At 48.0% G+C, this 18886-nt stretch carries 20 protein-coding genes and 1 riboswitch; of the genes, 5 read left to right on the top strand and 15 right to left on the bottom strand.

Annotated features, from left to right (window positions below):
- The 8 genes from ABY802_RS06145 to ABY802_RS06180 form a co-directional block, all read right to left on the bottom strand.
- On the bottom strand, positions 1-116 hold a 116-nt coding region (locus ABY802_RS06145; protein WP_372626181.1), incomplete at its 3' end, for an ArsA-related P-loop ATPase.
- On the bottom strand, positions 107-379 hold the full coding sequence (locus ABY802_RS06150) for a cory-CC-star protein (RefSeq protein ID WP_372626144.1): 273 nt from the start codon (positions 377-379) through the stop codon (positions 107-109). The genes ABY802_RS06150 and ABY802_RS06145, both read right to left, overlap by 10 nt.
- Positions 376-2061, bottom strand: coding sequence for a carbon starvation protein A (locus ABY802_RS06155; RefSeq protein WP_372626145.1), 1686 nt, complete (start codon positions 2059-2061; stop codon positions 376-378). Before ABY802_RS06155 ends, ABY802_RS06150 begins: the two co-directional genes overlap by 4 nt.
- A gap of 126 nt (positions 2062-2187) precedes the next feature.
- Positions 2188-2535 carry a YdbL family protein gene (locus ABY802_RS06160; protein ID WP_372626146.1) on the bottom strand — a complete coding sequence of 116 codons (348 nt, stop codon included), beginning with the start codon at positions 2533-2535 and terminating at the stop codon, positions 2188-2190.
- 10 nt (positions 2536-2545) lie between these two features.
- A complete protein-coding gene (locus ABY802_RS06165; RefSeq protein ID WP_372626147.1) occupies positions 2546-2734 on the bottom strand; it encodes a YnbE family lipoprotein in 189 nt (62 codons plus the stop codon).
- Entirely contained in the window at positions 2731-5490 is a 2760-nt protein-coding gene (locus ABY802_RS06170) for a YdbH domain-containing protein (protein ID WP_372626148.1), read from the bottom strand. Before ABY802_RS06170 ends, ABY802_RS06165 begins: the two co-directional genes overlap by 4 nt.
- Before the next feature lie 188 nt (positions 5491-5678).
- Positions 5679-7376, bottom strand: a complete 1698-nt coding sequence (locus tag ABY802_RS06175; RefSeq protein WP_372626149.1) for a M28 family metallopeptidase — start codon at positions 7374-7376, stop codon at positions 5679-5681.
- A 47-nt stretch (positions 7377-7423) separates the two neighbouring features.
- Positions 7424-8020, bottom strand: coding sequence for a hypothetical protein (locus ABY802_RS06180; protein ID WP_372626150.1), 597 nt, complete (start codon positions 8018-8020; stop codon positions 7424-7426).
- A 119-nt stretch (positions 8021-8139) separates the two neighbouring features.
- On the opposite strand from ABY802_RS06180, the gene ABY802_RS06185 reads away from it, so the two are divergent.
- Both ABY802_RS06185 and lysC read left to right on the top strand, forming a co-directional pair.
- The gene (locus ABY802_RS06185; protein ID WP_372626151.1) at positions 8140-8412 is read left to right on the top strand and encodes a DUF3081 family protein; all 273 of its coding nucleotides are present in this window, start codon (positions 8140-8142) and stop codon (positions 8410-8412) included.
- 163 nt (positions 8413-8575) lie between these two features.
- A riboswitch (Lysine riboswitch) is annotated at positions 8576-8750 on the top strand.
- Between the two features lie 93 nt (positions 8751-8843).
- Positions 8844-10193, top strand: a complete 1350-nt coding sequence (gene lysC, locus ABY802_RS06190; protein ID WP_372626152.1) for a lysine-sensitive aspartokinase 3 — start codon at positions 8844-8846, stop codon at positions 10191-10193.
- 60 nt (positions 10194-10253) lie between these two features.
- Here lysC and ABY802_RS06195 read toward each other — a convergent pair whose 3' ends face one another.
- Positions 10254-11486: a dicarboxylate/amino acid:cation symporter gene (locus tag ABY802_RS06195; RefSeq protein ID WP_372626153.1), complete on the bottom strand. Its 1233-nt coding sequence runs from the start codon at positions 11484-11486 to the stop codon at positions 10254-10256.
- A gap of 153 nt (positions 11487-11639) precedes the next feature.
- A complete protein-coding gene (gene queC / locus ABY802_RS06200; RefSeq protein ID WP_372626155.1) occupies positions 11640-12296 on the bottom strand; it encodes a 7-cyano-7-deazaguanine synthase QueC in 657 nt (218 codons plus the stop codon).
- 96 nt (positions 12297-12392) lie between these two features.
- Here queC and queE point away from each other — a divergent pair, with 96 nt between their 5' ends.
- On the top strand, positions 12393-13061 hold the full coding sequence (gene queE, locus ABY802_RS06205) for a 7-carboxy-7-deazaguanine synthase QueE (protein WP_372626156.1): 669 nt from the start codon (positions 12393-12395) through the stop codon (positions 13059-13061).
- Positions 13062-13098: 37 nt separating this feature from the next.
- Here the strand turns inward: queE and ABY802_RS06210 are convergent, their stop codons facing one another.
- Entirely contained in the window at positions 13099-13680 is a 582-nt protein-coding gene (locus ABY802_RS06210; protein WP_372626157.1) for an LON peptidase substrate-binding domain-containing protein, read from the bottom strand.
- A 169-nt stretch (positions 13681-13849) separates the two neighbouring features.
- On the opposite strand from ABY802_RS06210, the gene ABY802_RS06215 reads away from it, so the two are divergent.
- Positions 13850-14617, top strand: coding sequence for a substrate-binding periplasmic protein (locus tag ABY802_RS06215; protein WP_372626158.1), 768 nt, complete (start codon positions 13850-13852; stop codon positions 14615-14617).
- Between the two features lie 16 nt (positions 14618-14633).
- Here the strand turns inward: ABY802_RS06215 and ABY802_RS06220 are convergent, their stop codons facing one another.
- From ABY802_RS06220 to ABY802_RS06235, 4 genes are all read right to left on the bottom strand, one after another.
- Positions 14634-15074 (bottom strand): DUF2069 domain-containing protein, encoded by a 441-nt coding sequence (locus ABY802_RS06220; protein ID WP_372626159.1) that lies wholly within the window; start codon positions 15072-15074, stop codon positions 14634-14636.
- The gene (gene wrbA / locus ABY802_RS06225; protein WP_372626160.1) at positions 15071-15658 is read right to left on the bottom strand and encodes an NAD(P)H:quinone oxidoreductase; all 588 of its coding nucleotides are present in this window, start codon (positions 15656-15658) and stop codon (positions 15071-15073) included. The genes ABY802_RS06220 and wrbA overlap by 4 nt, the downstream gene beginning before the upstream one ends.
- The gene (arsC, locus tag ABY802_RS06230; protein ID WP_372626161.1) at positions 15658-16002 is read right to left on the bottom strand and encodes an arsenate reductase (glutaredoxin); all 345 of its coding nucleotides are present in this window, start codon (positions 16000-16002) and stop codon (positions 15658-15660) included. Before arsC ends, wrbA begins: the two co-directional genes overlap by 1 nt.
- Before the next feature lie 61 nt (positions 16003-16063).
- Positions 16064-17512: a M48 family metalloprotease gene (locus ABY802_RS06235; RefSeq protein WP_372626162.1), complete on the bottom strand. Its 1449-nt coding sequence runs from the start codon at positions 17510-17512 to the stop codon at positions 16064-16066.
- Between the two features lie 242 nt (positions 17513-17754).
- Here ABY802_RS06235 and ABY802_RS06240 point away from each other — a divergent pair, with 242 nt between their 5' ends.
- Positions 17755-18849 (top strand): AI-2E family transporter, encoded by a 1095-nt coding sequence (locus ABY802_RS06240; RefSeq protein WP_372626164.1) that lies wholly within the window; start codon positions 17755-17757, stop codon positions 18847-18849.
- Positions 18850-18886: the final 37 nt, after the last annotated feature.

Raw genomic sequence — 18886 nt, forward strand, 5'->3', positions numbered from 1 at the left:
AGTAACACTTTTTTGCCGCGTTGGCTGGCTAACACTGCCAGCGCAGAGGAGGTGGTGGTTTTACCCACGCCACCTTTGCCGCCTACCAGCAATAAACGTTTATCGGTTAACAACATCTGACGTTATCCAATGGCGAGTGGGACATACCCATACGGGTATGCCAGTCATGAAACCTTTCCAGCAGGATGGGTTGTAATTCCAGCGTGTAATAACTGGCGGGGTTAGGCACACCCATCATTTCAGAGAAAATCAGTAGCATAAACAGATCATCCTGCTCACGTTTAGCGCGGGCTATGGCACTGCGATAGGGGGCGTTGTACGCTTCTTCAGCATAAAAACTGGCCTGGCGTAACCAGGCCTTAACGATATCTAGCTTCATGCTTCATCCGTTGCCGGTGCGCTTCTGTTCGCTTTAATTTGTTTGGTCAGCGTCGCAGTGCATTCCAGAGATACCAGAATAGCTGCAGCTAATACCACTAAATCCAGCGTAAATAAGAACCAATCACCCTTGTCGTAAAAGCTTTTTAATTGGGTTAATAAGGCCAGGGTAGTCATTACCAGCAAAAAGATTAGCGGTCCGAGGGTATACCACATCGGCCGGCGTTTTTTCACCAGCATCACGGTTATTACCAGCAAAGTTAAACCAGCCAGTAGTTGGTTAGTGGTACCAAACAAAGGCCAAATTAGCATGCCACCGGCACCGCCGCCGCCGGCGCCAAAAGCCAGTAATAAACAAGAACCAACGGCAAGGAAGGTTGCTGGCGCTGCTTTTTGCATCCAGCTAATGTTATAAATACTACCCCATTCCTGGAATATGTAGCGTTGCAAGCGCAGGCCGGTGTCCATGGTTGTGCCGGCAAACAGCACCACCATTACGGTTAGCAGAGTTTGTGCCAGCACAGTATCCAGGCCCACTCCTTGTTGCAGAATATTGGCGCCGCCATTGATAAAGGCCGAGACACCGCCCTGGCCAAAGCTGTGATATATCGCCTGCCAGTCGGCAAGGGTAGCAAAACCGGCGGTAGCCGCAATAATGGCAGCTAACGCTAACGAGCCTTCACCTACAGCACCAAAGTAACCGACAAAACGCACATCTGGTTCTTTATCTAATTGTTTTGACGTTGTGCCGCTGGATACTAAACCATGAAAGCCGGAAATGGCACCACAGGCAATGGTGACAAATAACAATGGGATCATCGATGGTGTGCCCTCAGGCACATCGGTATTAAAGGCAGGGGCAACAATTTCCGGGCCAGAGATCAGCACTGCGCCATAGACCAGAATTAAACCAATAAACAGTTGAATGCCATTAATGTAGTCACGTGGCTGCAATAACATCCATACCGGCAGTAAAGACGCGATAGCGGCATAGGCAAACAGAATAACAATCCAGCTTTCACGGGCGGTAAAACCGCCGATACTGTCTGGCAATGATAATGGCAACATGGGGCCAGCATAAATCATCGCGTAAAGCGCTACCACACCAATAATGGTCACCAGCAACAGGCCAATGATTTTGCGGTAAATCAGCTGGCCGATAATCAACGCCACAATAATAGCGCCCCAGACAGGCAGTGTCGCGCTGGGAAAATTAACCAGTTGGCCGGATATCACCACAGCAAAGACCGCGTTAACCATCAGCAGTACCAGAAAAATCACAATCATAAAAATGCTGCGAGCCCGGTTACCAACGATATCACCCGTTAACGAACCAATCGATTTTGCTTTATTGCGGGCACTGGCCCAAATGGCGCCCGCGTCATGCACCCCGGCGAAGAAGATAGTACCAAATACCACCCACAAAAAGGCCGGTACCCAGCCCCAGATCACCGCGATGGCGGGGCCTATTATCGGCGCAGCACCGGCAACCGAGGTAAAGTGATGGCCCCACAGGATATATTTGTTCGTTGGCACGTAGTCAATACCGTCCTGCATGTCATGCGCTGGCGTGCGAAAGTGCGGATCGACTTTAAAGATTTTTTCGCAGATAAATTTAGAGTAGACAAAATAGCCCAGCGCCATCGCGCCTAAGCCCATCAACATCAGAAATATCGCGTTCATTCAATTACCTCGAAGTGGGTACTAAGACTAATTAAGCATAGTACACCAGCGGCTAAAGAATAAAGATGCGACCAAAGTCTAATGTCAGCCGTGCCTGCGACAGGCTGACAACTTAGCGGGTTCAACTCAGCGTTTTTGGATCCACTTGCCATCTATCAGAATGAAATGGCCGCGTTGGGTGCGCTCAAGGGCCTTTTGGCCAGCAATAGCTTCTATTTCAGCCACACCAATATTGTTTTCCCGGGCTAAGCGGGTGTACTCTGCACGCCGGGCATCATTTATTAGTTTAACAATAGCATCGGCGTCTGCTGAGCCGGTTACTGCTGCCAGGTAGCCATTGGGTTGTTCGCCTACTAAGCCTTGCTCTTTAGCAGGTTGCAATGCTTGCATTGCTTGCTGCAAGGTCATGGCCTGCAGCGGGTTGCTCAATGCCAGCAAAAACAGGATACTGAATAACTGGGTTAATTTTTTCATATGTCGCTCCTTAAAATAAACCGCTGGCATCGCTAAACAGTTCATCTAACTGCTTATCAACCCGAATATAAATTTCATGCTGAATTTTCACGTTAAGATTGATGTTTATCGGCTCATTGGGTAAGGCCACCTCTACCCTGGGGGTACAGGCTGATAGCAAAAGCAAGGCTGCCAATGCAGCCAGCGGTTGTAACTTCATTTTCTCTCTCCTGCAGCGGCCGCAGCCGCTTGTTTTTGTTTAATATATTGTTGAACCCGTTTAGTGATGGTGTCATTAAGTTTATTGGTAAGCTGCAAACTGGTGATCATTGCCGGTAGATCCTCTTCCAGATTGATGTTCAGGTTAATGGCGCGTCCTTGCTGTAAGGCCGGGTTTAATCCCTTTAAGTTCAACGCCAGCAACAATTTACCAGATGTATCATAACTGACCTCACTGGCAAGCACCGAAAAATGAAAGTCTTCCAGGGCACGAAATACTGTTTGCATGCTTTGATTAGTGGCTGCCATGCCGCTGCTGGCCGCTGATTGGTACTGAATTTTACCACCTGGCGCCTCAGCTGCCACGCGTCCAGCCGTTACCGTAACGCCTTTTTGGCTGAAGGTTAACGGGATCTTGCCTGATAACTTACCCTGGCCTTTGATGTCGGTACTGGGATGCTGTTGTAACAACTGGGCAATATCCAGTTGACTTAACTGCAGGACCAGTTGATTCGTGTCTTGCGACAAATCCAGTAGTTGATTTGTTGTGCTCAGGGTGCCACCCATGAGCTGTAATATCAGCTGCTCAAGCGCCAGCGTTCCTTTTGTTGGATCAGCTAGTGTTGACTGATATTGAGCACTTAGTTGCAGTGGCCCCAGCTCCAGGCCATGATTAATATGGTTAATCACTAAATCTGTGGTGACCAGTTCAAATTGCTGGTCTTGCAGGGGCAGTGCGATATTGGCTGTGACGCCCCGAAACAAGCTGCGGTCATAAATGCCTGCTAAATCGCGCAGTTGTAATTGACTGTCAGCGCTTAGCTTGCCTGAGCGCCAGCTTAACTGACCATTGCCGCCCAGCCGTCCCCGGTTTAATTCGAGCAAAGTTGGCCAGTCGGTAAACGTGTTGGCTAAAGGGTTGCTGGCAAGCATAAACAAGTCAGCCAGCTGCCAATTCAGGTTTACCCCACCATCTTGCCACGTGAGCTGGTGGGCGATACTGAAACCGCTGTCGTTTCCCAGGCTGCCTTGCAATGTCAGGGCAGCCTGACTTGCTTGCTGCTTGAACTCAGTATTGGTTTGCCAGCGCCAGTTTTGCCGTTTAACCACCGGATGCTGCATACCTTTAAGGTGTGCGTCGAGGTTGCTGGTTAACTGCCAGGAAGCTAAAGCGCGCTGTTGTACTTGTAGATCACTAATGCTTAACACCAGCTCGTCAATACTGGCGTCAGTATGCTGCACTTTTTGTAACCTGGCATCCACGTGGCTAGACAGGGTTAGAAACTCAGTCTGGCGCAGTTGTGTATCTGCCAACTTGATTGTTACATCGTCAATCGTTAGGTGTGGATGCTGCAATGCCATACTTAACTGGCTGCCATTTTGCAGGTTAATTTGCCAGTCGTTAGTCTGCCAATAGCCGCTAAGTTGGGTAGTAAACTTTACCTTACTCAGTTTAACCGGGTTATCTGCTATAGTTAGCTGCGCAATCGCGGCGCTTAGACTGGCGTGGGAAATGGTGAGTCTGGGGCTGGCGGTTAAGTTAATACTCAGATCGCTGTTAAGCTCAAAGCGATTTTCACCACTGCTGCTTAACTGCAGTTGCAGTGGCAGGGCGGCTAGGTCAATTGCAGTTGTAGTTTCAGAGCTAAGCCGCAATTGCAATGGGCTAACCTTTAGATCGTAGGCAGTGACGGCGCCGGGTAGTTCCAGTTCACTGATGGTGGCATTGCCATTGAGTTTCCACTGTTCAACCAGCTGGTTTTTCAAACTTAACGCAACGTTGATCTCACCTTTTATCAGTCCGAGCTGCGGCAGATAAAACGGGTCGGGTGCACGGGCAATCAGTAAACCATCAACATCATGGCTACTTAGTAGTTTACTAAGATCGCCATCCGCAGGTAGCTGCCAATTCAGTTTGCTGTAAAGTTGCACCGGTTGCTGAAACTGAGCAATCCAGGCTTCGGGTATCCTTACTCCCCATTGTTGCAATAAACGCTGGTTGGCCGGTGAGGGCGGGGAAACGGCTAACACCAGCTCAGTCATGGCTTGCAGGCTGTCAGGGTCAATATGCTGTTTTAAACTTAACCCCAGCTGCTGGGCTTGTTGCACTGTTAATTCCAGTGACGGTTGGGGTGTCGGCTGATACCGCAAGTCGATAAACAGCTTGGCGTTATCAGGCTCGGGCGGTTGCAACTCGCTAATAATAAACTGGCTTTGCCAATAAGCTGGGGGGGCGTTATCTGCTGCAGCAGTTGTTTCCCCGGATATTTGCTGAGGCTGGCTGGCGTGGTAGCGTAAATAACCGGTCAAGTGCAGTGGGCACTGGCCGGCCGGGCAGGGTAGCACAAGCTCGGTATCGGCAAGTTTGATATGCTCTGGCAACCAATCTGGTAGTTGCCACTGGCCAGGTATAAGCAGGGGGCTGGCGGCATCTGCTGTTGCAGGCTGAGTTGGTTTGCCAACGATAACCTTACCCCGGCCCAGCTCAATATATTGCAGTTGTGGTTTAAAAGCACGTGGCCATCGCCAACGGATATCGACATTCTGCAAATCAACCTGATGCATTGCGCCGTCTTGCTGCAGCTGAAACCGGACGCGGTGAAAAGAGGCGCTGTGCAGGGTGAGTCGGTTGAAATCCAGCTGCAGCTGACTAACTCCCGCGGCCGCGATATTTTGCTGCAAGTACCAATAAGCTGCGGCTGCCATGACTGGTAAGCCGATAATTAAAATGAGCAGTGCTTTTAAAAAACGTCGCATCGCATGTCCGTAGCAGCCAGAATAAAGTTATTCACTAAGATCAATGATCAGTAATGTAGATAACCCTATCTGAATAAGTTCTGAATTAGCAAATTAGCTGGCTAAGAAGAGAATAACCAGTAATACCTTGAAAAAAGGGCAACCTTTTGGCTGCCCTTTGTTTAACGAATTACACCATCGCTTTGTTTTTACTGACGGGCGCCAGCTGAGGCATCGCGGATAGCACGGAATTCATTACCTTCATACCAGTTTGGCCACTGTCGGCTATTGGCCAGCTCATTGCCTACCCGGTAGTACAGAAATAAATCTTGCTGGGCACCGCGCAAGTCGAAATCAGCACGCCATTCGTCCTGTACTTTGTGGTAACAGCAGCGGTTATATTCAGCACGTTGTGCCGCACCCCATTCTGCACCTTGCTGATAGTGGTCATTGCCACCTTTTGCATACAGAATAGGTACGCCTTTTTTCGATAAGTTAAAATGATCTGAGCGATAAGCAATGCCTGCTTCGGGATTCGGTTCCTGCACAGCATAGCGGCCTTGCTGCTCAGTATATTTTACCAGAATTTCTTCAACATCAGTATTACCCAGACCCACAATCACCATGTCTTTCATCGGCCCATACATGTTCATCACGTCCATATTAATGGCCGCAGCGGTTTTCTCCAGCGGGAATACCGGGTTGGCGGCATACCAGGCGGAGCCTAGTAAACCACGCTCTTCTGCTGTTACCAATACAAAGGCAATGGAACGCTCGGGTTGCGGCTGTTTCGCAAAGTGTTCGGCCAGCGCAATAACCGCGCCGGTGCCGCTGGCATTGTCCTGAGCACCATTAAATACTTTGTTATCAGGGTTGGAAAAATCCATACCCAGATGATCCCAGTGCGCCATATACAGCACGTATTCATCCGGGTATTTGCTGCCTTCAATGTAACCCACCACGTTGCTGGAGGTCAGTTCGCGCAGGTTATTATTGACCGTAACTGAGGCTTTAGCATTCAGTAGTACCGGGCTAAAATCCGGCTCCAGTGCTTTTTTATGCATGGTGGCTACGTCGGTACCGGCATTGGCGAACAATTTTTCGGCAGATTCAGTCGTCAGCCAGCCTTCAACTTTGGCCCGGTCCATGTTTTTGTTTTCATTGACCAGATCAAATTTAATTGGCGAGCCATGGGCAACCACCCCCCAACCATAACTGGCTGGTGCGGTTTCATGAATAATCAGTGCCATCGCCGCACCCTGACGAGCCGCTTCTTCAAATTTATATGTCCAGCGGCCGTAATAGGTCATGGCATTACCATTAAACAATTCCGGATCCTGAGTGGCATAACCTGGGTCATTAACGAACATCACCACGGTTTTCCCTGTTACATCGAGGCCTTCGTAATCGTTCCAGTTGTATTCTGGGGCCACGATGCCATAGCCAACAAAAACCATTTCGCTTTCTTCTACACTTACCTGATCGGTAACCCGGGTGGTCCAGGCGATCATTTCGTCCCGATATTTAAAGCTTTCAGGCAGATTTTTACCACTTAGGCTCATATCTGAAACTTGCTTCGGATCTATTTGGACCAGCGACACCGGCTGCTTATAGCTGTCGCCGTCGATGGCTTTTAAACCAATCCGCTTAAAATGTTGTTCCAGATAGGCGACGGTCAGTTCTTCGCCTTTGGTTGCAGGGGCCCGGCCCTGATACTCATCTGAGGCCAGAGTTTTAATATATTCGCCTAAGCGAGGGTTAAACTCGGTATCCACCAGTTCAGCAGTGGCTTCGGGTTCAGCCTGACTGTCGTTAATCGGTGCTGCCGGTTGTTTGGAACAAGCGCTCAGCGTAAGTGCGCCTGCCAGGATCATAAATAATGGTGAAAACTTTGCAGTCGTTTTCATAGTAGCTCCAGTTTTCCAAGGTTGTTTTTAGTTTTATAGTAATAATGCTAGTCAGCATAGCCCCAGGGCGTTGGCGGTAAAGCAACAGACTGTGTCAGGTCAAAATCAACCCGAAACTCCCGGCCTTCCCGGATCAGCCGATAGCTGAATTTTTCAGGGTAAATAAACATCTGCCAGATATTGGTATTAGACTGCGGGATCCCCCGCGCCGTAAACAGTTCTTTTGAGTACTGATCAGCATGAAACGACTGGGCATTGGCCCAGCCAGCATCCAAGGTCTGGCCGCCATACATGGTTTGCTCATCATGACTGCCATCGGCATTGCGATGGTCATGTTTCAGGGTTAAACCCGAGCCGGTTTTAGTGATAATCCAGGTACGGGAATGGTCATCACCAACATGAAACGGAATTTGTAGCTGGCTGTCGGTGCATTTGCGTACATGCATAATTAACGCACCTTCAAACCCGGGAGCCGGTGGGTTGTCTACCGCTATCTTGCCTGCAAAAGCCTTACCGCAAAGTGCTTTAAGGCTACTGAAATAAGCATCATGGGTATCGATAGAGACTAATGGCGCATCCTGAACAATGTTGGCACTGGTCCCCAGGCTAACGAGCAAAGTGGCAGCAATAAGCGTCTTTAGCATTTTTTTCTCCTTTTAAGACAACCGTACTATACCCGCATTGCGTAAACTCATCAAACCAATGGCTTTTAGCTGCTATGCTAAAAGCCAACCTTAGAATAATCTGCAATAAAAGGCTGACTATGCAAAATGAACTTGATGGTAAATTGCTGTTAAATGTCTACGCTAAAGTAGAAAAAAATGGCAAAGCGGTAGACACTGATCATGGGGCCGGCTTTACTCTGGACGGGTTGACGGTAAGTCAGGGCTTTGACGGCTACGAAGTCTATTTCCAATCAGCCAAGGTACAGCTGACGCTGGGGTTTCATCATAAATGGCACAGCGACGCCCAGAACGAAAAAGATATGGACGCTTTTATGGAGCTGATTAGACATATTAACAACCAATACAGTTAATTAAAGTTATCCTTACTAAGGCAGTATTCAGTTATTGCTGTTATCATGCTGCGCATTATAACCGATGACAATCGGTAGACGTGCGCCAAGCTGATAGACGGCTACAAGGCTATTGCTATCCGGCGGCTAACGAGTTAAAGTGGCCGCCGTCAATCATATCTGATAGACCAGAAGAGGTGCGTTAACCAGGTAACCCGTGACAGAAGACTATACTTCGCAGCGCGGGCAAGGGGGATTAACGCCGAGAAAGTATGCTATATAGTGAAGCGTATTTTCGGTCGGGCAGGCTGAATCCTGCCGACTGTCACCTGTTTGTTTGGTGGAGAGCTTCTGGCCTTTGTTATCGATAGCAACGGTCTGTAATTATTTCCGTTTTGCTGCAATTAGCAAAAGCCATGCTCTGCTTATTTTCTTTGTAAGGAGAGACACCCTTGTCCAATCTTATTATTGCCAAATTCGGTGGTACCAGCGTTGCCGATTTTGCCGCTATGTCCCGTTGTGCCGACATTGTCCTGGCCGACAATGCCATTCGTGTTGTGGTGGTTAGCGCCAGTTCCGGCGTTACTAATCTACTTGTCGACATTACTAAAACTAACCTGGTTACCGAGCGCTATGACGCTTACGCCGGTATCGAAACGATTACCCTGGCGGTACTGAACCAGTTGAACCATCCTGAGCAAGTTGCTCAGGATATTGAGTTGCTGCTGGGCGAACTCAAGGGTCTGATTGAAAACGGCGGTGCCGTGTACAGCAGTGCTCACAAAGATCTTATTCAGTCATTTGGAGAGCGTTTAAGCTCGGCTTTATTCAGTCAGGTATTGCTTGAGCGCGGCGCAGCGTCGCAATGTTTTGATATTCGCCGTATTATGCGCACCGACAGCCGCTTTGGCCGGGCCGAGCCACAAATAAAGCAGATTGCACAACTGGCCGAAGTGCATTTGCAACCATTAATTGCCGAGCAATGTATTGTTACTCAGGGCTTTATTGGTCAGGACGAGTTTGAGCAGACCACCACGCTGGGTCGTGGTGGTTCAGATTATAGTGCAGCTTTGCTGGCAGAAGCCTTACAAGCCAGTACTGTGCAAATATGGACTGATGTAGTGGGCATATTTACCACCGACCCACGCTTAACCGATCAGGCCCGTTGTATCAAAGAAATCAGCTTTGACGAAGCAGCAGAGATGGCCACTTTTGGTGCCAAGGTTCTGCATCCTGCCACGCTTATTCCGGCCATGCGCCGCAATATCGGCGTCTTTGTTGGCTCAAGCCGCGAGCCCGACGCAGGTGGGACCTGGATAGCCAAAGAGGTGCAACAACGGCCACCTTACCGGGCTATTGCCCTGCGTAAATCACAAACACTTATTACCGTAAAAAGCCCTGACATGCTGCATGCTGCGGGTTTTTTAGCCCGGGTATTTGATATTTTAAGCCGGCATCAAATCTCGGTCGATTTAGTCACCACCTCAGAAATTAGTGTGGCGCTGACGTTAGATGAGGGTGGCATGACCAGCGCCTTTAGTCACGCAGTAGAGCCAGCATTGCTTGAGCTACGAGCGTTTTGTGATGTTGTGGTCGAACAGGGCTTAAGCCTGGTGGCGGTTATCGGTAACCATTTGCACAGCAGCAAAGGCATTACCGGCGAGCTGTTTAAGACGCTGGAGCGGATTAACATGCGGCTTATTTGTCACGGTGCTTCCAAGCATAACCTGTGTTTTTTAGTACAAGATGCGGATGCTCCTGCTGTGGTAAAGCAGCTACATTCAAGTTTGTTTACGGTATAAGCCTGCGGATTTAGCCTCAGCAGCAATGCTGCTGAGGAAAACATTCTAAACCCGAAAATGTCAGTTATAGGCTGAAGCTGCTGCACGGTGTTCGGTTACCAACCCTTCTGAGCGACCGACAACTAAAGCTACCATAGTGTCACCGGTAACATTGGTGGCCGTGCGCATCATATCTATAATGCGATCGACCGCTGCAATAAAGGCGATACCTTCCAGCGGTAAACCAACCACGCTGAGGGTAACCGTTAACATCACCATCGCCGTACCTGGCACGCCGGCAGTACCTAATGACGCCAGAGTTGCGGTGCCAGCAATCAATACATAGTCCAGCGAGTCGAGCTCAATGCCATAAATATGTGCAATAAAAATAGCCGCTATTGCCGGAAAAATACCGCCACACCCATCCATATTAATGGTGGCACCCAGCGGCAGCACAAAGCTGGCATAGCTGGCGGACACCTTTAAGTCTTCGGTAACCACCTTATGGCTCACTGGTAAAGTACCATAGCTGCTGGCACTGCTGTATGCGACCAGCTGGGCGGGTAACACGGCTTTGAAAAACTGGCGCATGCCCATGCCGCCAAATAGTTTAACCAAGCCGCCATACACCACAACAATATGAATAAGGCAGGCGATGTAGATCGCAATAATAAACGTACTTAAGGGCAGCAAGGTGGCTAAGCCAAAGTTACCAACCGCCCAGGCCATTAAACCAAATACACCAAAGGGGGTTAATTGCATGACCATGCGGGTGATCTGATACATAATTTGTGCGCCGGCATGCACCACTTTTTTCATCGGATCGGCTTTCTCACCCACCACATTAATGGCAATACCGACCAGGCTGGCAAATGCAATAATCTGCAGCACATTGCCGTTCACCAGAGCCGCTATCGGGTTAGTAGGAATTAAATTGGTAATCACATCAGCAACGGGTGGAATGACACGCTCACGGACTTCGCTCGCGGTGAGTTGTAGCGCATCACCCCAGTTCACTAAGCTGCCGACCGTTAAACCAATTAAGCTGGCAACAAAGGCAGTAAACAGAAATAAGCCAATAGTTTTGCCGGCCAGCCGCCCCATTTTCTGGTTGTCAGCCAGAGAGGTAATGCTGGTGATCAGCGCAAACAATACCAATGGCACCACTAACATGCGTATGGCATTTATAAACAGGGTGCCTAAGGGTTTAAATAACGTCGCGGTTTCTCCAAGCGTAACACCTGTCAGGACGCCAAGAATTAACGCACCTAATACCCGTTGCCAGAAAGGGATTGCAAACCAGAATGCAAACATGATTTACCACCAGAAAATTGTTGGTTTAGCCAAAAAAAGTCGTGCCATTATAAAGACGCGAAAAGCGGCCACAAGGCCGCTTTGCTCTATCATATAACCACTATGTTGTTAGCGGTGGCTCTGGATCAGTTTTTACTGAATTTACCGCTGATATTATTCGTAGGGCAGGGGATCTGTAGCGTTATTCAGGTTAAACGCTTCTAAGCGTTCCTGACAGGAGCCGCACTTGCCGCAGGCTTTATCGCGACCATTATAGCAAGTCCAGGTTTTGCTGTAGTCGAGATCCATGGCGAGGCCATCGGCTAAAATCTCAATTTTAGTCTGATATAAGTAGGGGCTAACAATATCGACCGGCTGGTAGTTGGCAATCTGGCAGACATCATTCATTTTCTGGACGAATTCGGGCCGGCAATCCGGATAAATAAAGTGATCACCGGAATGAGCACCGTAATAGACGGCGCGCGCGCCAATTGAGTCGGCATAACCTACCGCCAATGATAGCAAAATCATATTGCGGTTGGGCACCACGGTTGATTTCATATTATCGGCGGCATAGTGCCCTTCCGGCACATCAATGTCGCTGGTCAGCGAGGAGCCACTAATTAGCTGATTAATGGCTGAAATATCAACGATTTTATGGTTAATATTCAGCTCTTTACACACATCAGCGGCACAGATAAGCTCTTTAACATGGCGTTGACCATAATTGAAAGACAAAGCATAAACGTCATGGCCGGCCGCTACCGCTTTGTGCAGTATGGTGAATGAATCCATACCACCTGAATAAATAACCACAACTTTTTGGCTCATCTTTATCTCTCTCTGTATAATAGCGGGTAAACAGGCCGCGCATTGTACTTGAACATGGCGGTCAGATCACCTGCTTGTCATTAAGGAACCCGCGGCTTGCAATATAAGGTTAACGAAATATTTGAAACGATCCAGGGTGAAGGCAGCTTTACCGGAGTGCCTGCTGTTTTTATCCGGCTGCAGGGTTGTCCGGTCGGTTGCTCCTGGTGTGATACGAAACATACCTGGGCGATTAACTCTGATTTGCAGGTAACACCTAAAACCGTTATGGCAAAAACGGCTGAAACGGAACAGTGGACCGAGCTTAGTGCAGAGCAGTTGCTGGCGCTATTTCAGGAAAATGGTTACCTGGCGAAACATGTAGTGATAACCGGTGGTGAGCCCTGTATGTATGACTTGAACCCGCTGTGCACTGCGCTACACGATGCAGGTTATCAGACCCAGATTGAAACCAGCGGCACCTTTGAAATTTTAGTCCCATCGCAAAGCTGGGTAACCGTTTCACCAAAAGTAAATATGAAAGGCGGCTACAAGGTATTGCAAAGTGCCCTGAACCGGGCGGATGAAATTAAGCACCCGGTGGCAATGGATAAACACGTGGTTGAGCTACAGCAGCTGCTGGAGCAAACGGATCTCAGTAAAAAGTTGATTTATCTGCAGCCAATCAGTCAACAGGCAAAAGCGACTGCACTGGCCATTGCCTACTGTAAAAAACATAATTGGCGCTTGAGTGTGCAAGTACATAAATATATTGGGATTGAGTAGCGATTAGTGGCTGCGCCGTCAGATGGGTGACATAACGCTAGGAATTATGCTCCAGCCAATGTTGCAGGTTATCCAGACAAACAAAAGGGTCCTGCTCTGCAGAAAGCTTCTGTTTTAAGCCTGGTTGAATCGGCATTAGTTCCAGCCAGCGCGATGCCAGCCAGCTTGCGTTATCAAGCTCAGGCTCCGGATAGAGTTGTTGCAGTTGCGGATAGTCTGCCAGTAACTGCAAGAACGACTTGGCTAAATCAGGATAGCGCTGACTTAAACGGGTTTCTGGCCAGCTGCTCAGTTCAGTCACCGTAGCAACATTTAAATTATCCTCTTCCTGCCAGCGGTCCATAATTTCTATCCGGCGTATGCCTCTGACCGTAATGCCCAGTAAACCATCTGAAAGTTGTTCAAAATCATCAATTACCGCTTCCGTTGCCAATGGCAAAATACGGTCACGATGGTGTTGACTAACAAACGGATTAAGCAATGCCATGGCGAAACTACGTTTGCCAAGTCCAGCTTCTTTTACCAGTCTGATATAACGTTTTTCGAATACCCGCAAACGCATTTTACCGCCAGGCAAAATGAAGCTGCTCAATGGGAATAATGCTAATTGTTTACTCATACTGCAATTGACTACCGCTTATTGCTAACTTAGCTAATGATACGGCCTGCACGGTTTATCAGATCGGCAGTGGCAAAATTTATCTCAGACTGGGTTTGCTGGCTATTTTAACATTTCGTGATAAATTTAAGATCGACGCTATTATTACGAGCGCTGCTCAAAGGATCTTATGCAATTAAACCTGCGTCAATGTGCCAGCATAATATTATTACTCGTGGCGATGGGCTTCAGCGCCGCTGCCGCGGAGCAAACAGTACTGCGAGCAGCGGTCAGTGATACCAATACGCCGCCCTATGCCATATTTGATGATGCAGGTAAGTTGAGTGCCGGATTAAGTAAAGATATTCTGGACGCCTTGGCGTTATTAAGTAAGCTTGAAATTCAGTATCTCGATTTACCCAGAGCCAGAATTGAAGGCTGGTTAGAGTCGGGTCAGGTTGATGTCGCGTGTTTTCTTAATCCGGATTGGGTGGCAGAGCCAGATGTTTATCATTGGAGCCCACCGTTGTTCGCAACTCAGCAGCTGTTTATTCGCCGGGCCGACAGCTCGCCTATTATCGCCTTGCCTGATCTGGTAGGCAAGCGGGTGGGAACCACCCGTGGTTTTACCTATCCAGAGCTTGAACAGGTGTTTGCTCTGGGAGATGTTATCCGGGACGACGCACATACCCTGGAAAGTAACCTGAAGCGTCTGGAGCAGGGCAGATTAGACGCGGTAATGAGTGTAGACCTGTCTTATTATTTTTTTATGGCCAATGGTGGGCCGGGTAACTTTGCTGCCGATCCTCTTTGGTCGACCCCTCCATCAGTATATTGTGCTATCAGCCGTTTTAATCCTAAGCTTGCTGCTAGATTACTAGAAGGCCTGCATACCCTGGTGGATAACCAGTTTATTGATCGGCAATTGCGCCGTTATAAGGGCGAGCGGGTCGAATAATGACAGCCACTTGCAATTACTGACGTGGGTCGTCTTTAAGTTTAGGGATTTTTAAACCGAGTTCTATGCCGCGATACCTGGCAAAATAGGTACAGCCGATAAACATGATTGATGCCAGCACCAGCTCAATCAGCGACAGCAACTGATATAGGCCGCTGCTAACCCATAAGTTAGTTAAACTGTGTAAAAAATAAATCATCACGATAAAATTAGCCCAGGCAAAAGTATAGGCTTTACCTCTAATGATGCCATACATTGGCAGCCATAGCGGTAGCCAAAGCAAAGCTGTGCTGATTAATTTATTGCCTGTTACCTGACTGGTGCTGCCATAAGTGGCAGGTGCGAGCCAGAGCAGCCATAGTGGTATCAGCAGCCATAAACCCCAATAACCAAGCCGTGCCAGCGCAAGATAGGTTTTTGTTCGTGGCGCCATGGCCACTTCAGCATGTTCAATCATGATTTATCAAATCCTGCAGATTTTAAGGACATACTTAATTGAGCCAGGCGCTTACCAAAAGCGACAGCCAACCGTTGTTCATCAACACTTAGTTTAGTATTGCCTTGCAACCCGCTAATGTGAGTAGGGCCATAAGGCGTGCCACCGGTTTGAGTATTGTGCAACTCCGGCTCAGCGTATGGGATCCCCATTAATACCATACCGTGATGGAGCAGTGGCAACATCATACTTAACAGATTCGCTTCATTGCCACCGTGCATACTGCCTGATGAAGTGAAAACGCCAGCGGCTTTGTTAATTAACTCACCTTTGAGCCAAATGCTGCTTGTGCTGTCCCAGAATGCTTTTGCTTCTGCCGCCATATTACCAAAACGGACAGGACTACCAAAGGCCAAGCCATCACATTGACTGAGGTCCGCCTGCGTTACCGACGGATGCCGGCCTTGCGCCTCTTTGTCAAAACCAGCAATGCTTCGGACAACCGCTGTAGCGCCTGCCTGGGCGATGCCAATCGCTATCTTTTCAGCCAGAGCGGCCACACTACCATGTTTTGAGTAATACAGTACCAGAACCTGAGCGCTCATCAGAGGAGCGCGCTTATATTACTGAGAGGGCGTCCAATAGCGGCTCGATCACCCTTGACAACAATCGGTCGTTCAATCAGCTTAGGATGCTCTACCATGGCATTAATCAGTTGCTGCTCGGTTAACGCCAGATTATGCAGTTGCAAACTACGGTATTCTTCTTCTTTGCTACGCAGTAATTCTCTGGCCGAGATATTCAGCTTCATTAAGATTGCAGTCAACTCTGCTGCAGTAGGTGGTGTCTTCAGGTATTCCACTACTGTAATTTGTGCATTATGTTGTTGCAACAACGCTAACGCTTCACGGCTTTTTGAACAGCGGGGATTGTGATAAATCATAATCATAAACCTTCCATTAACTGACAATATTGGTTTAACGTTGCAAATGTGTCAGAGGCAAACCTGCTTACATTTGCTTCAGACGGTCAAATTCGGCTTGAAGTTGTTGTTTTTTAGCCTCAACCCGTCTGTTTTCAAGGCGGGATTTTTCGCCAATATGGTTAAGGGCTTCATTCAGATCATCAATGGCCTTCGGGTAATTTGCCAGTTGATAGTATAAGTCTGCCCGGGCTTCATAATATTTAGGATAATCTTCGAGCTTTTTATACGCATCAGACAATAAATCGTAAGCCAGAATATTGTCGCTTTTGTAGTACAGTAAATTACGCAGTAAGTGAATTGCCAGGCGGTAACTACCGGCTTTAATGGCTGCATTGGCGTAATTAATGGTAACGACCTGGTTATTAGGCCTGATCAAATATTCTTGCTCCAGCATTTCCAGTGCCTTGGTAAATTGATTTTGGCCAAGCAAAATATCGGTGTAGGCATCGACATAATATAAATTATGTGGTTCTTGCTGCAGTAATTCTTCAATAATTTTCTGGGCATCAGCAAACAGGCTGTTATCAAGTTTAGCAAGCGCCAAACCATAGAGATTGGCTCTGGTGTTGCCTCCAGGCTGACTTAGCCGCTGCTGGAAGAATGCTACCGTTTCACTGGTTTGATAATGATATCGGGCTAATACCCTTGTTTTGCTGAGAATGTAATCCTGACTGTCTGGCACATAACGTTTTTCAAATTGCTCTGCCCGCAAACGGGTATCGCTGACCCTGGCCTGGGATAAAGGGTGAGTTTGTAAGAAAGCCAGTTGCTGATTAACAAAGCGGCTTTGCTGAGTGAGCTTATAAAAGAATTCAGGTACAGCGTAAGGATCAAAACCAGAGTCTGCCAGAATTTTCATACCGATCCGATCTGCTTCCTGCTCATTACCACGGGTAAAATTAATCGCACTTTGCTGAGCAGCACCCTGCGTTGCCATCATTGCAGCCATCCCCGCCTCAGGATTAACCGTTGCCAGTACAATTGCACCCAAAATACCAGCCAACGATACGGGGGCGCGCTGATTTTGTGCTTCAACAAAACGGGCAATGTGGCGTTGGGTGACATGGGCAACTTCATGGGCCATAACTGAAGCAAATTCGCTCTCAGATTCTGAGACTGCTAACGTACCGGTATGCGAGGCAATATTGCCACCTAACGTTGCAAAGGCATTGATGTTTTTGTTATTAACCCAGTAAAACTTAAAAGGGAATTTAACGTCGTTGGCCCGGGCAACTAAGCGGTTGCCTAAATCATTAATATATTCGTCTAGCAGTGGGTCATAAACCATCGGCAAACTACCACGAGTTTGGCGCATTAAAACATCGCCCAGTTGCTTCTCTTTTTCAGGTGTGATGGTTGAAAACGCATTGCCCCCAATATCAGGTAAACCTGATTGGGCGATGGCAGGGCTGACCAGCAGGCTGATACTGGCGATGCACCCTATAAAAAATTGCTGGACTGCTTGATATGACATACTGCCCCGGTTTTACTGTCAGATGATGATGTTAGCTGCATAATTGGTCTGTTAACTGCAGTATTAGTTCAAAAGTAAGTAGCTGACTGGTGCATAATTGCGCAATTGGCGTACTCGCCCGGAAACTAACGCAATTTAGCATATTCAGCTGTAGGTCTGACAGATAAGCCACAAAATTTGTTTCAAGTTAGTTATACTGAGCCACTACGTTGTTATTGTTTGTAAAGGGTTGGAGTGGCGCTATGCTCGATTGGTTAAAGAAGTGGTATACCAATAAGTTTTCGGATCCTCAAGTGGTAACGCTGTTTTTAACGCTGTTTTTGGGATTCCTGGCCATTTACTGGCTAAGTGGCATGCTTGGACCAGTTTTGGTTGCAATTGCTTTCGCCTATTTACTGGAATGGCCGGTAGCGCGTTTAAGTCGGCTGGGCTGCAGCCGCACCATCAGCACCACCGTGGTGGTTATAACATTTATTTCAATTATAACCTTGATAGTTATGTCAATTATACCGGCAGCCTGGGCACAGGGACGGAACCTGGCAAAAGATTTACCCAGTATGATAGCCTCCGGCAAGACCTATCTGCTGGAACTGCCAGAGCTATTTCCGGGTATTGTCAGTGCTGAGCAAATCTACCTGATGATTCAAACCGCAGATGAGCGATTGATGACGTTCAGCCGGGAAATTCTGTCATTGTCCCTTGCCTCGATATTCGATGTCGTCGCAGTGCTTATCTATCTGGTGCTAGTACCGGTGATGGTATTTTTTATGCTTAAAGACAAAGCCTCATTAAGCGCAAGCTTTGTCGAGCTGCTTCCCACTGAGCGCAAGCTGATTAGCCAGGTCTGGAACGAAATGAACGGTCAGATTATGAATTATATCCGGGGTAAAATTCTGGAGATATTGATTGTCGGCGCGGTCAGTTATGTTGTCTTCACCTTGTTTGGTCTGAACTATGCTTTGTTGCTTGCCGTGTGTGTCGGCTTTTCGGTGCTGGTGCCTTACATTGGCGCCGCATTAGTGACCTTACCGATTGCCCTGGTGGCATTGTTTCAATGGGGCCTTACCGCAGAATTTGGCTATCTTATGCTGGCTTACGCTATTATTCAGGCCTTAGATGGCAATGTCCTGGTGCCATTATTGTTTTCTGAAGTTGTTGATCTTAATCCGGTATTTATCATAATTGCCGTGTTGTTTTTTGGTGGTTTATTTGGTTTCTGGGGGATCTTCTTTGCTATTCCGCTGGCATCACTGGTAAAGGCAACGATTAAAGCCTGGTCGAGCAGGGTGCATCCACCCTCTGACCAAACGAGTGAATCTCAGGCGGGCTCTATCTGAGGGGTTCAAAGGTCCTGGCCCTGCACACAAGCTATGT

Source organism: Arsukibacterium sp., assembly GCF_041616895.1.
Lineage (GTDB): Bacteria > Pseudomonadota > Gammaproteobacteria > Enterobacterales > Alteromonadaceae > Alishewanella.

What these genes read in the sequence shown, in the direction of transcription:
- ABY802_RS06180 (WP_372626150.1), bottom strand. Translation starts at nt 8,020, where the DNA reads ATGCTAAAGACGCTTATTGCTGCCACTTTGCTCGTTAGCCTGGGGACC.
- ABY802_RS06220 (WP_372626159.1), bottom strand. Translation starts at nt 15,074, where the DNA reads ATGATTGAACATGCTGAAGTGGCCATGGCGCCACGAACAAAAACCTAT.
- ABY802_RS06215 (WP_372626158.1), top strand. Translation starts at nt 13,850, where the DNA reads ATGCAATTAAACCTGCGTCAATGTGCCAGCATAATATTATTACTCGTG.
- ABY802_RS06195 (WP_372626153.1), bottom strand. Translation starts at nt 11,486, where the DNA reads ATGTTTGCATTCTGGTTTGCAATCCCTTTCTGGCAACGGGTATTAGGT.
- ABY802_RS06160 (WP_372626146.1), bottom strand. Translation starts at nt 2,535, where the DNA reads ATGAAAAAATTAACCCAGTTATTCAGTATCCTGTTTTTGCTGGCATTG.
- ABY802_RS06210 (WP_372626157.1), bottom strand. Translation starts at nt 13,680, where the DNA reads ATGAGTAAACAATTAGCATTATTCCCATTGAGCAGCTTCATTTTGCCT.
- ABY802_RS06170 (WP_372626148.1), bottom strand. Translation starts at nt 5,490, where the DNA reads ATGCGACGTTTTTTAAAAGCACTGCTCATTTTAATTATCGGCTTACCA.
- arsC (WP_372626161.1), bottom strand. Translation starts at nt 16,002, where the DNA reads ATGATTATGATTTATCACAATCCCCGCTGTTCAAAAAGCCGTGAAGCG.
- wrbA (WP_372626160.1), bottom strand. Translation starts at nt 15,658, where the DNA reads ATGAGCGCTCAGGTTCTGGTACTGTATTACTCAAAACATGGTAGTGTG.
- ABY802_RS06175 (WP_372626149.1), bottom strand. Translation starts at nt 7,376, where the DNA reads ATGAAAACGACTGCAAAGTTTTCACCATTATTTATGATCCTGGCAGGC.
- ABY802_RS06235 (WP_372626162.1), bottom strand. Translation starts at nt 17,512, where the DNA reads ATGTCATATCAAGCAGTCCAGCAATTTTTTATAGGGTGCATCGCCAGT.
- queC (WP_372626155.1), bottom strand. Translation starts at nt 12,296, where the DNA reads ATGAGCCAAAAAGTTGTGGTTATTTATTCAGGTGGTATGGATTCATTC.
- ABY802_RS06155 (WP_372626145.1), bottom strand. Translation starts at nt 2,061, where the DNA reads ATGAACGCGATATTTCTGATGTTGATGGGCTTAGGCGCGATGGCGCTG.
- ABY802_RS06240 (WP_372626164.1), top strand. Translation starts at nt 17,755, where the DNA reads ATGCTCGATTGGTTAAAGAAGTGGTATACCAATAAGTTTTCGGATCCT.
- ABY802_RS06185 (WP_372626151.1), top strand. Translation starts at nt 8,140, where the DNA reads ATGCAAAATGAACTTGATGGTAAATTGCTGTTAAATGTCTACGCTAAA.
- ABY802_RS06150 (WP_372626144.1), bottom strand. Translation starts at nt 379, where the DNA reads ATGAAGCTAGATATCGTTAAGGCCTGGTTACGCCAGGCCAGTTTTTAT.
- ABY802_RS06165 (WP_372626147.1), bottom strand. Translation starts at nt 2,734, where the DNA reads ATGAAGTTACAACCGCTGGCTGCATTGGCAGCCTTGCTTTTGCTATCA.